The following is an 11371-nucleotide window of genomic DNA, read 5'->3' on the forward strand; positions in this document are numbered from 1 at the left end:
TCGACGCCGGAAGTCGCGTTCGGCAGACTCTGGATTGCCCGCCGACGCCGGGGCGCAGTGTCGACCCGGTCGCCGGCTGACGGGCGTGGCCGGACAGCACCACGAGGGTCTGCGGATTCGTTCCGCAGGGGTGCTGTCCGGCCGCCGCTCATCCGAGCCAGAGCGCCACCCGGTGGTCCTCGTCGGTGACATAGCACCAGCCCCCGGCCGTCTCGGCCAGCCCTTCCACGTGGTGGAACGGCGCCAGCTCCGCCACCAGGTCGGCGCCCACCCGGGAATCGCCGCCGCCGTGGTGGAACCGCACGTGCCGCGACGTCACGTCGCCGCCGTGCGGGTGGTCGTCGAGCAGCACCGAACCCTTGCCCAGCGCGTCGATCGAGCCGATCACCGCCGCGTAGCCGCCGTCGCCGGCCGGCGTGATCGCGCGGAAACCGGCCAGCGCGCCGGTCGGCGTCACCCCACCCAGCGCGTACGCCCCGAGCGCCCGCGGCCAGGTCGCCGGGCTGTCGCCGTCGAACATCGCCGGCACCCCGGCCAGCTCGACGTAGATCGGCTCACCCGCGGCGGTCACCGGGAAACGCAAGCCCAGCAGCACCGTGCCGGTCGGGGTGAACGCCGCCGCCTCGACGTTGAGCGGCAGGTCGTCCTCGGCGAGGCGGGTCACCCAACCCTTGGCCCGGGCCGCGCCCCGCGCCCGGGTCTCCACGATGAACCGTCGCCGCACCGTCTCGCCCGGCGGCAGCAGCGGCAGCGCGGCGGCCACCAGCGCGTCGTTGACCGCCCGGTGCAGCCGGAACCGGTTGCGGACCACCCGCACGGCGAGCGGCCCGGTCACCGCGTCGTCCTCGGAGAACCGGGCCACGAACGCCCGGCGAGGCCGCAGCGGCCCACCCTTCGAGCCGAAGTGCGAGCCGAAGACGTAGACCCAGCCGTCGTGGTGGGCGAGCGCCTCACCGTCCTCGGTGCGGCCGTTCTCCCGGCCCGCGTCGGCCGGTACGTGGTGCGCCACCCACTCGCCGTCGTCGCGTTCCAGCAGCAGCGCCAGGCACCGCTCCACCGGCCCCTCGTCCAGCACCGTCCAGAAGCCCCGCCGGGCGCCGTACGCGCGCAGCAGCGCGGCGGAGCGCACCGGCAGCAGGTCGCTGGCCTCGTTGCCGGCCACCAGGAACTCGACGAGTCGCAGGGTCACCGGGCCAGGGTACGAAGGCGACGCTCGTACAGTGTCCGGGTGCCCGACACCTCCCCCACCACGTACGCCGACCTGCACGCCGACGCCGTCGCGACGCTGAGCCGCTGGACGGCGACCAGCCCCGCCGCGGCCGCGAGCCGCGACCGCACCCTGTCGCTGCTGGCCGCCGGGCCGGTCGCGATGAGCCGCGCGCACCGGCCCGGACACGTCACCGCCAGCGCGCTGGTCCTCGACCCGGACGGCGGCCGGGTGCTGCTCTGCCTGCACCGCAAGATCGGCAGGTGGGTGCAGCTCGGCGGCCACTGCGAGCCCGGCGACCGGAGCCTCGCCGCCGCCGCGCTGCGCGAGGCCACCGAGGAGTCCGGGATCACCGGACTGACCCTGGACCCGACGCCGATCGACGTCGACATCCACGAGGTCGCCTGCCAGGGCGGCTCGCGGCACTACGACGTCCGGTACGCGGTGTTCGCCCCGGCCGGCGCGACCGAGCAGGTCAGCGACGAGTCCGAGGCGCTTGGTTGGTTCCCGTCGGACCGCCTGCCGGAACCGCTCGCCCACGCCACCGCCCAGTTGGTCGCGCCGGCGCTGTCCGCGCTGGCCCGCCGCGCCGCCGGGTGAGCACCCGGCTCAGACCAGGCCCTCCTCGCCCCGCTCCTTGAGCTGGTCGACGATCTTCTTCACGTCCTGCGCCCGGTCGCGGGGGCAGACCAGCACCGCGTCCGGGGTGTCCACCACGATCAGGTCGCGCACGCCGACCGTGGCGACGAGCCGGCCGGAGTGCGGCACCACCACGGTGCCGATGGTGTCGTGCAGCAGCACGCCCGGCTTGGCCTCGCCGCCGAGCACCACGTTGCCGGCGGCGTCGGCCGGGAGCACCTCGCCGAGGGTGTGGAAGTCGCCGACGTCGTTCCAGCCGAAGTCGCCCGGCACGGTCGCCACCCGGCCTGCGGTCGCCGCGCCCTCCATCACCGCGTAGTCGACCGAGATCTTCGGCAGCGTCGGCCACACCGCGCCGAGCACCTCGTCCTGCTTCGGGGTGCCCCAGGCCGCCGCGATGGCGGTGATCCCGGCGTGCAGCGCCGGCTGCTGGCGGGCCAGCTCGGCCAGGAACACGTCCACCCGCCAGACGAACATGCTGGCGTTCCAGAGGTGCCGACCGGAACGGAGGTAGCTCTCGGCCACCTCGGCCGCCGGCTTCTCCTTGAACTCGCGCACCGGACGCAGCGGCCCGTCGGCCACCGGGTCGCCGGTCTCCAGGTAGCCGTAGCCGGTCTCGGCCCGGGTCGGGGTGATGCCCACCGTCATCAGCAGCCCCTGCTCGGCGCCGACGATCGCCTGCCGCACCACCTCGGCCAGGCGGTCCGGGTCGCCGATCAGGTGGTCGGCCGCGAACGAGCCCATCACCGCGTTCGGGGCGCGCTCGGCGATCACCGCGGCGGCCAGCGCGATGGCCGCGCAGGAGTCCCGCGGTGAGGGCTCCACCAGGACGTTCTCCTCCGGCAGGCCAGCCAGTTGCCGGGCCACCGCCGCGGCGTGCGCGGCCCCGGTGACCACGAGCGTGCGCTCCGGTGTGGTCAGCGGCGCCAACCGGTCGACCGTGGCCTGCAGCAGCGAGGCGGGGGTGCCGGTCAGCGGGTGGAGGAACTTCGGATGGCCAGCGCGGGACAGCGGCCACAACCTCGTGCCGCTGCCGCCCGCCGGGATGACGGCGTAGAACATCAGCACATCATGCCCGAAGCGGGCGAGCCGCCACGGCGCGTCGGCGGCGCGCCGTGGCGGGCGCTCAGGAACGTGCCCGCCGCCAGGCGGCGATGTGCACCTCGGCGCTGGACTCCCAGGTGAACTCCTTGGCCCGGTCGAAACCGGCCTTGGCCAGGGAGAGTCGCCGCTGCTCGTCGTCGAGCAGGGCGGCCAGGTCGGTGGCGATCTGGTCCGGGTCCTCGCTGGTGTACGCCACCGCGTCGCCGCCCACCTCGGGCAGGGAGAGCCGCGGCGTGGTGAGCACCGGGGCCGCGCACGCCATCGCCTCCAGGATCGGCAGCCCGAACCCCTCGCCGTAGGACGGGTAGGCGGCGACGAGCGCGCCACCGAGGAAGCCGGGCAGGTCGGCGTAGCGCAGGTAGCCGGGGCGCAGCAGCCGCAGGTGCGACGGGACCTCGGCCACCGCACGGTCGATGTCGTCGTCGTGCCCCTGGCCGCCGGCCACCACCAGCACCGGCGGGTCGGTTCGGTCGGCCACCGCCCGGGCCCAGCCGCGGATCAGGTTGGGGACGTTCTTGCGCGGCTCCTTGGCGCCCAGGAACGCGATGTAGCTGTTGTCGCCCAGCCCCAGGCGGGCCCGGACCCGGGCCTTCTCCTCGTCGCCCGGCGCGTGGAACGCGGCCTGGTCGACGCCGTGGTAGGCCACGTCGATCCGGGTCGGGTCGGCGTCCAGCAGGCGGATCAGCTCGTCGCGGGTGGCCTTGCTCGGCACGATCACCCGGGCGGCCCGGCGCAGCGAGGTCTTGATGGCGCTGCGGAAGAACGTCCGGCGCGACTTGTCGTAGTGCTCCGGCTCGGTGAAGAACGTCGCGTCGTGCACGGTGACCGTGACCGGGCACCCGGCCCGCAGCGGGCAGGTGTAGAACGGCGAGTGCAGCACCTCCGCGCCGACCTGCTGGGCCAGCAGCGGCAGGCCGGTCTGCTCCCAGGCCAGGCGCGCCGGTCGGTGCGCCACCGCCGCCGGCGCGGGGATGATCTCGGCGCCGGGCAGCATCCGGGTGTAGCGCTCCAGGTCGGTGCGGAGGCTCACCACGGCCAGGTCGACGCCGTCGCCGCAGACCCGGCCGAGCGCTCCGAGCAGGCCGTCGACGTATCTACCGACGCCGCCGCGATCGGCGGGGACACTCGTGGCGTCGATGAGAACGCGGGGCGGGCGACCGGCGGTCACGGGGCGACTCCTCAGGTGGCGCGGTTGTGGGGAAGAACACTGTCGGCAAGCCTACGCCGGGCGGGGTGTCCGACGCTGACTGCGACCCGACGGTACGCCGACTTGTCGTTGTCATCGAGTACGCGCCCGGGGCGCGTATCGTTCGCGCCGATGGCCGACAACATTGCCCGGGTGTTCGCCGACGCGATCGCGACCGACCCCACCCGACCGCTGCTGACCTGGTACGACGACGCCACCGGCGAACGCACCGAACTCTCCGGCGCGACGCTGGCGAACTGGGTGGCCAAGACCGCCAACCTGCTCGTGGACGAGGCCGGCTGCGCGCCCGGCGATCCGGTCGGCGTGCTGCTGCCGCCGCACTGGCAGACCGCCGCGGTGCTGCTCGGCTGCTGGTCGGCGAAACTCACCGTGGTCGACGCCCCCGGCCCGGTGGAGGTGCTGTTCACCGCCGCCGACCGGGTCGAGGAGGCGGGCCGGTGGCCGGCCGGCGAGCGCTACGCGCTGGCGCTGCACCCGTTCGCGCTGCCGATGCGGCAGGTGCCGCCCGGATGCGTCGACTTCGTCGGCGCGGTACGCGGGCACGGCGACCAATTCACCCCGTACCCCGGGGCCGGCGAGGCGGACGCGGCGCTGCTGACCCGCGCGGAGGCCCGCGCCGCGGAGCTGGGTCTCCGCCCGGGTGACCGCCTCCTGGTCGACGTGACCGCCCACCCGGACCCGGTCGACTGGCTGCTGACCCCGCTGACCGCCGGCGCCTCCGTGGTCGCCTGCGCCCACCCCGACCCGGCTCGCCTCCCTCCCGCACCCAATCCGAAAACACCACCCACACCCTCCCTGACCCCCGCCCTCCCTCCCTCCCCGCGATCTTGCACTTTCGGCCCGGGATTCAGGGCATTCACCCCTTTCGTCGGGGCAGAAACTGCAAGATCGGCGAGGAGAGGGGGTGAGGGCGGGGACGGGGAGGGTGGGTGGAGTGGGGTCAGGAGGGGTGGCGGGTTTGGGCCAGGGTGGCGAAGGCTGTCAGGGACTCGGGGTTGGCCAGGGCGCCCTTGGCCGCCGCGCGGTCGACCGGGGTGCCGGTCAGGATCTTCTTGACCGGGACCTCCAGCTTCTTCGCGCTCAGCGTGCGCGGCACGGCGCGGACCTGGTGGATCTCGTCCGGCACGTGCCGCGGCGACAGGGCGGTACGCAGCTCGCGGCAGATCTTCTTCCGCATGTCGTCGTCCAGCTCCAGGCCGTCGGCGAGCACCACGAACAGCAGCAGCTCGCCGGCGCCGCCCTCGTCGTCCTCCAGGTGCACCACCACCGAGTCGACCACCTCGTCGAGCCCCTCCACCACGGAGTAGAACTCGGCCGTGCCGAGGCGCACGCCGCCCCGGTTGAGCGTGGCGTCGGACCGGCCGGTGATGACACACCCGCCGCGCTCGTTCACGGTGATCCAGTCGCCGTGCCGCCACACCCCGGGATAGACCTCGAAGTACGCCTCCCGGTAGCGGACGCCGTCCGGGTCGTTCCAGAACCCGACCGGCATGCTCGGCATCGGCTCGGTGATCACCAGCTCGCCGAGCTGGCCGATCACCGGGGAGCCGTCGGCGGAACGGGCCTCCACCTTCGCGCCGAGCGCCCGGCAGGCGATCTCCCCGGCGTACACCGGCAGCAGCGGCACCCCGCCGACGAAGCCGGTGCACACGTCCGTGCCGCCGGAGAGCGACTGGAGCTGGAGGCGGTCGCCGACGTTCTCGTACACCCAGGTGAAGCCCTCGGCCGGCAGCGGCGCGCCGGTCGAGCCGAGGCCGCGCAGCGCGGACAGGTCCGCGACGTCCCGCGGCACCAGCCCGGCCTTGCGGCAGGCCAGCAGGAACGGGGCCGAGGTGCCGAAGTAGGTGGTGCCGGTCTCCGCCGCCAGCCGCCACAACGCGCCCAGTTCCGGGTGGCCCGGGTTGCCGTCGAACAGCACGATCGCCGCGCCCACCGCCGGCCCGGAGACCAGGAAGTTCCACATCATCCAGCCGGTGGTGGTGAACCACAGGAACCGGTCCGCCGGGCCCAGGTCGTGGTGCAGCGCCAGCATCTTCAGGTGCTCCAGCAGGATGCCGCCGTGGCCGTGCACGATCGGCTTCGGCAGGCCGGTGGTGCCGGAGGAGTAGAGCACGTAGAGCGGGTGGTCGAACGGCACCGCGGTGAAGGACAGCGGCTCGTCGGTCTCCGCCGCCAGCTCCGCCCAGGAGAGCGCGCCGTCGGGGGCCGGGCCGTCCGGATCGAGGTACGGAATCGCGACGGTGTGCCGCAGCGACGGCAGCGCGGCCCGGATCGCGGCCACCTCGGCGCGCCTGTCGACCGGCTTGTCGCCGTAGCGGTAGCCGTCCACCGCGACCAGCACCGACGGCTCGATCTGCTGCCAGCGGTCGGTGACGCTGCGGGTGCCGAACTCGGGCGCGCAGGAGGAGAAGATCGCGCCCAGGCTCGCGGCGGCGAGCAGCAGCACGTACGTCTCCGGGATGTTCGGCGCGTACGCCGCCACCCGGTCGCCCTCGCCCACGCCGAGCCGGCGCAGGCCGGCGGCCACCCGGCGGACCCGGTCCCGCAGCTCCGCCACGGTGAGCGTCTCCGGCGCGCGGGTCTGCCCGTGCGCGACCACCGCCGGGTCGTCGTCGCCGAGCCCCGGCGCGCGCAACACGTTCTCCGCGTAGTTGAGGGTCGCGTCCGGGAACCAGCGGGCGCCGGGCATGGTCCGGTCGGCGAGCGTGGCGGTCGGCGGGGTGTGCGCCACCACCTGGAAGTAGTCCCAGATCGAGCGCCAGAAGGCGTCCAGGTCGGTCACCGACCACTGCCAGAGCGCGTCGTAGTCGGCGAACTCCAGCCCGCGGTGCTCGGCCAGCCAGCGCAGGTAGTCACCGATCCGGGACCGTTCACGCACGTCGGCCGGCGGCGTCCAGAGCACGTCACCCACAGTTCCACCCTCCCTGGGGCCCGGCACGACTCTGTGCATGGGCCGTGGCGCCATCTTGCCCTACCTCGTGCCGCCATTCTCCGCACCCGACCCCGCCCACGGGGCGTGCCCATCCCACACCCCGAGCACCCTCCCCATGTAGGTGTAAGGAGGGGGCCCCGCTTAACGCATTCTGCATAAGAGGGGCCCCCGCTTAACACCTCAGGCGGCGCGGTGGGCCTGGATGGCGCGGCGGCGGGCGAGGCGGTGGGCGCGCCGGATCTCCGCCTCCCGGAAGCGGCGCTCGTCCTCGGGCGTCTCCGGCAGCACCGGGCGCACCGCGCGGGGCGCGCCGCCGACGTCCACCCCCACGAAGACCAGGTACGCGGTGGCGACCCGCACCGGCTCGTCCTCGGCCGAGTCCCAGCGCTCGGCGACCACCCGCACCCCGATCTCCATGGAGGTGCTGCCGGTCCAGTTGACCTGGGCGTGCGCGTGCACCAGGTCCCCCACCCGGACCGGCTCGGAGAAGACGATCTCGTCGATGGAGGCGGTGACCGCGGTGCCGCCGCTGTGCCGGGCCGCCGCCGCGCCCGCCACGTCGTCGACGAACTTCATCAGTACCCCACCGTGTACGGTCCCGTACAGATTGACATCGACGGCGGTCATGATGCGACTCAGCGTGACGCGGGAGTACGAGGTCGGCTTACCCGGCGGGACCGCGGGATGATCTGTCATGCCGGAAACGGTACGGTGCGCGGATGCGACATCTCTGGAGCTTCCTCGCCGGGTTGGTGGTGGCGCCCGTCACCTGGGTGCTCGTCACCCTCGGTCAGGACGGATCTGGGCGGACCGTCAACCGCTGGGTGGAGATCGGTACGTACAGCACCCCCAACCTGATCGAGCCGGCCGTCTATTTGGGCGTCGCCGGCGTCCTGCTCGGCCTGCTCGGCACGCTGCGCTTCTCGCCGCTCGGCCCGCTCGTCGCGGGACTGCTGCTGGTGGTCCCCTACATCGGGCTGTTCGTCGCGCCGTTCACCGTGCGGGACCGGGTCCCCGGCGACCTGAAGCTGCTCGGTGACCCGCTGCCGCTGCGCCAGCCGCTGGACAACGGCACGCTGTTCCTCATCGGCATGTTGCTGCTGATGGCCGTGTTCAGCGCGGGGCGGTGGCGGCGTCGACCCGAGCCGCGGACGGACGGGGCGGAGCTGACCCCGGCCGTCACCCCGGTGGAGCACAAGCCGGCGCTCACCGACTGGCCCCCGCCCGGCCCGCCGAAGGACCCGGACACGGCCCCGCTCACGCTGGCCTACCCGGAGAATCCCACCGAACCCCTGCCCCGCCGCACCGGCGGCGAGTCGCCGTGGTCCGCGCCCCCGCGCGGCGCCAACCGGCCGGGCGACGAAGGGCGTTGACCAGCGCGGGCGGGCCGGGTCGACCCCGGCCCGCCCGCCCGAACGCGTCGGCGCCGGTCAGCCCTTGAGCAACTGGCGGGCCATGACGATGCGCTGCACCTGGTTGGTGCCCTCGTAGATCTGGGTGATCTTGGCGTCCCGCATCATCCGCTCGACCGGGTAGTCGCGGGTGTAGCCGTACCCGCCGAGGAGCTGGACCGCGTCGGTGGTGATCTCCATGGCGGCGTCCGAGGCGAAGCACTTCGCGGCCGCGCCGAAGTAGGTCAGGTCCGCGTCACCCCGCTCGGACTTGCCGGCGGCGGCGTACGTGAGCTGCCGCGCCGCCTCCAGCTTCATGCCCATGTCGGCGAGCATGAACTGGATGCCCTGGAACTCGGCGACCGCCTTGCCGAACTGCTTGCGCTCCTGGACGTAACCCTTGGCGTAGTCCAGCGCGCCCTGGGCGATGCCGATCGCCTGGGCGGCGATGGTGACCCGGGTGTGGTCAAGCGTCTTCATGGCGGTGGCGAAGCCGGTGCCCTCCGCGCCGATCATGCGGTCGGCCGGGATCCGGACGTTGTCGAGGTAGACCTCCCGGGTCGGGGAGCCCTTGATGCCGAGCTTCTTCTCCGGCGCGCCGAAGCTCACCCCCGGGTCGGACTTCTCCACCACGAACGCCGAGATGCCCCGCGACCGGGCTGTGGGGTCGGTCACCGCGAAGACGGTGTAGAACTCGGAGACGCCGGCGTTGGTGATCCACCGCTTGACGCCGTTGAGCACCCAGTGGTCGCCGTCCCGGACCGCCTTGGTGGTCATCGACGCCGCGTCGCTGCCCGCCTCCGGCTCGGAGAGGCAGTAGGAGAACATCGCGTCGCCCGAGGCGACCGGCGTCAGGTACGTCCGCTTCAGCTCCTCGGAGCCGGCCAGCAGCAACGGCATGGTGCCCAGCTTGTTCACCGCCGGGATGAGCGAGGACGAGGCGCAGGCGCGGGCCACCTCCTCGATCACGATGGCCGTGGCGAGCGCGTCCGCGCCGGCGCCGCCGTACTCCACCGGGACGTGCGGGGCGTGGAAGTCGGCGGCCCGCAGCGCGTCGTAGGACGCCTTCGGGAACTCACCTGTCTCGTCCGCCTCAGTGGCGTGCGGAGCCACCTTGGCCGCACAGACCTCACGGACCGCCTCCCGGATCGCCTCGTGCTCCTCCGGCAACCGGTAGACGTCGAACGACTGCTCTGCGGCCATGTCGGCCCTCCCCTTTCACCGCTATCATGCGCAGTCTGTGCCGCCCGGGGGCCGCCGACTGCCGCAGACTGAAGAATAGCCACCAGGCTCGGACCGAACCCTACCGGCGGGTAGGCTCGCGCCCGAGCGTCGCCCACCCGACCCACTACCCTCACACCAGACAGTCCCTCGGTGCCCGGCCTAGGCGCCCCAGCAGAATGCGACGCGAGGATGCGCCGCCAGCGCGAGCGGAGAAGACAGGCGTGACGATCCCGTACCCGAACTCCCAGCCGATGCCCGCGATCGCCGCGGTCACCCCGCCGTCGGGCGCGGCCCGGCCCCGGGTGACCTTCCTCGGCACCGGCTACCTCGGCGCGACGTACGCCATCTGCTACGCGGAACTGGGCTACGAGGTGCTCGGTTTCGACGTCGACGCGGACAAGATCGCCAAGCTGAACGCCGGCGAGGTCCCGATCCACGAACCCGGCCTCGACGAGCTGCTGCGGCGCAACCTCGCCGCCGGCCGGCTGCGGTTCAGCACCGACATCCAGGAGACCGCCGACTTCGGCGACGTGCACTTCATCTGCGTCGGGACCCCGCAGCGGGCCGACGGGATGGGCGCCGACCTGTCGTACGTCGAGGCGTCGGTGACCAGCCTGGCCCAGCACCTGACCCGCAAGGCGCTGATCGTCGGCAAGTCCACCGTGCCGGTGGGCACCGCGGAGTGGGTCGAGCAGCTCGTCGGCAAGCACACCCCGGACGACCTCGGCGTCGAGGTGGCGTGGAGCCCCGAGTTCCTCCAGGAGGGCTTCGCCGTCGACGACGTGCTGCGCCCCAACCGGATCGTGGTCGGGGTCAAGAGCGAGTGGGCCAACGGCATGCTCTTCGCCGCCCACAAGGGCGTCTTCGACCTGGCCGCCACCGAGGACCGCGAGGTGCCCCTGGTGGTCACCGACTTCGCCACCGCCGAGCTGGTCAAGGTCGCCGCGAACGCGTTCCTGGCCACCAAGATCTCCTTCATCAACGCGATGGCCGAGGTCTGCGAGGCCGCCGGCGGCGACGTCACCCAGCTCGCCCGCTCGATCGGCTACGACCCCCGGATCGGCAACCGCTTCCTGCAGGCCGGGCTCGGCTTCGGCGGCGCCTGCCTGCCCAAGGACATCCGCGCGTTCCAGGCCCGCGCGCAGGAGCTGGGCGCCGGCGAGGCGCTGCGGTTCCTGCACGAGGTCGACCTGATCAACAACCGCCGGCGTACCCGGGTGGTGCAGCTCGCCGCCGAGCTGCTCGGCCGCCGCTCCGGCCCGGCCGGGCCGGACCTCTCCGGCACCCGGGTCGCGGTGCTGGGCGCCACGTTCAAGCCCAACACCGATGACGTACGCGACGCGCCCGCCCTGGCGGTGGCCGCACTGCTCGGCAAGGCCGGCGCCGACGTGCACGTCTTCGACCCGCAGGGCATCGAGAACGCGCGCCGCGCGGTGCCCGGCCTGGCCTACGAGGACTCCATGACCGACGCGGTCCAGGGCGCCGACCTGGTCTGCGTGCTCACCGAGTGGGCCGAGTTCCGCAACGCCGACCCGGTCGCCCTGGGCGAGCTGGTCAACGGGCGCAAGGTCGTCGACGGGCGCAACTGCCTGGACTCGACACTGTGGACGCAGGCCGGCTGGGAGTACCGCGGCCTGGGCCGCCCCTGACCGATCGACGCCGGTCCG

9 protein-coding genes and 1 pseudogene are annotated in these 11371 nt (G+C 73.4%); 4 read left to right on the forward strand and 6 right to left on the reverse strand.

From position 1 onward, the window contains the following. Window positions 1-148 precede the first annotated feature (148 nt). Complete coding sequence (locus tag H1D33_RS19630) at window positions 149-1189, reverse strand: hypothetical protein (protein ID WP_181571760.1); 1041 nt, start codon at window positions 1187-1189, stop codon at window positions 149-151. A 39-nt stretch (window positions 1190-1228) separates the two neighbouring features. On the opposite strand from H1D33_RS19630, the gene H1D33_RS19635 reads away from it, so the two are divergent. Next, window positions 1229-1807, forward strand: a complete 579-nt coding sequence (locus tag H1D33_RS19635; protein WP_181571759.1) for an NUDIX hydrolase — start codon at window positions 1229-1231, stop codon at window positions 1805-1807. A 9-nt stretch (window positions 1808-1816) separates the two neighbouring features. Here the strand turns inward: H1D33_RS19635 and H1D33_RS19640 are convergent, their stop codons facing one another. Both H1D33_RS19640 and H1D33_RS19645 read right to left on the reverse strand, forming a co-directional pair. After that, complete coding sequence (locus H1D33_RS19640; protein ID WP_181571758.1) at window positions 1817-2908, reverse strand: mannose-1-phosphate guanylyltransferase; 1092 nt, start codon at window positions 2906-2908, stop codon at window positions 1817-1819. Between the two features lie 64 nt (window positions 2909-2972). Beyond that, window positions 2973-4118 carry a glycosyltransferase family 4 protein gene (locus tag H1D33_RS19645; RefSeq protein ID WP_181571757.1) on the reverse strand — a complete coding sequence of 382 codons (1146 nt, stop codon included), beginning with the start codon at window positions 4116-4118 and terminating at the stop codon, window positions 2973-2975. Window positions 4119-4268: 150 nt separating this feature from the next. On the opposite strand from H1D33_RS19645, the pseudogene H1D33_RS19650 reads away from it, so the two are divergent. Then, window positions 4269-4954 (forward strand): annotated as a pseudogene (locus tag H1D33_RS19650) (TIGR03089 family protein); the annotation flags it as partial. Window positions 4955-5097: 143 nt separating this feature from the next. Here H1D33_RS19650 and H1D33_RS19655 read toward each other — a convergent pair. Next, entirely contained in the window at window positions 5098-7068 is a 1971-nt protein-coding gene (locus H1D33_RS19655) for an acetoacetate--CoA ligase (RefSeq protein ID WP_307755221.1), read from the reverse strand. Between the two features lie 201 nt (window positions 7069-7269). Then, window positions 7270-7785 carry an acyl-CoA thioesterase gene (locus H1D33_RS19660; RefSeq protein ID WP_181571755.1) on the reverse strand — a complete coding sequence of 172 codons (516 nt, stop codon included), beginning with the start codon at window positions 7783-7785 and terminating at the stop codon, window positions 7270-7272. Window positions 7786-7808: 23 nt separating this feature from the next. On the opposite strand from H1D33_RS19660, the gene H1D33_RS19665 reads away from it, so the two are divergent. Further along, window positions 7809-8462 carry a hypothetical protein gene (locus H1D33_RS19665; protein WP_181571754.1) on the forward strand — a complete coding sequence of 218 codons (654 nt, stop codon included), beginning with the start codon at window positions 7809-7811 and terminating at the stop codon, window positions 8460-8462. A gap of 57 nt (window positions 8463-8519) precedes the next feature. Here the strand turns inward: H1D33_RS19665 and H1D33_RS19670 are convergent, their stop codons facing one another. Further along, the gene (locus H1D33_RS19670) at window positions 8520-9683 is read right to left on the reverse strand and encodes an acyl-CoA dehydrogenase family protein (protein ID WP_181571753.1); all 1164 of its coding nucleotides are present in this window, start codon (window positions 9681-9683) and stop codon (window positions 8520-8522) included. 242 nt (window positions 9684-9925) lie between these two features. Here H1D33_RS19670 and H1D33_RS19675 point away from each other — a divergent pair, with 242 nt between their 5' ends. After that, a complete protein-coding gene (locus H1D33_RS19675; RefSeq protein ID WP_181571752.1) occupies window positions 9926-11353 on the forward strand; it encodes a UDP-glucose dehydrogenase family protein in 1428 nt (475 codons plus the stop codon). Window positions 11354-11371 lie beyond the last annotated feature (18 nt).

The sequence above is a fragment of the Micromonospora ferruginea genome, from assembly GCF_013694245.2.
Classification (GTDB): Bacteria; Actinomycetota; Actinomycetes; order Mycobacteriales; family Micromonosporaceae; genus Micromonospora; species Micromonospora robiginosa.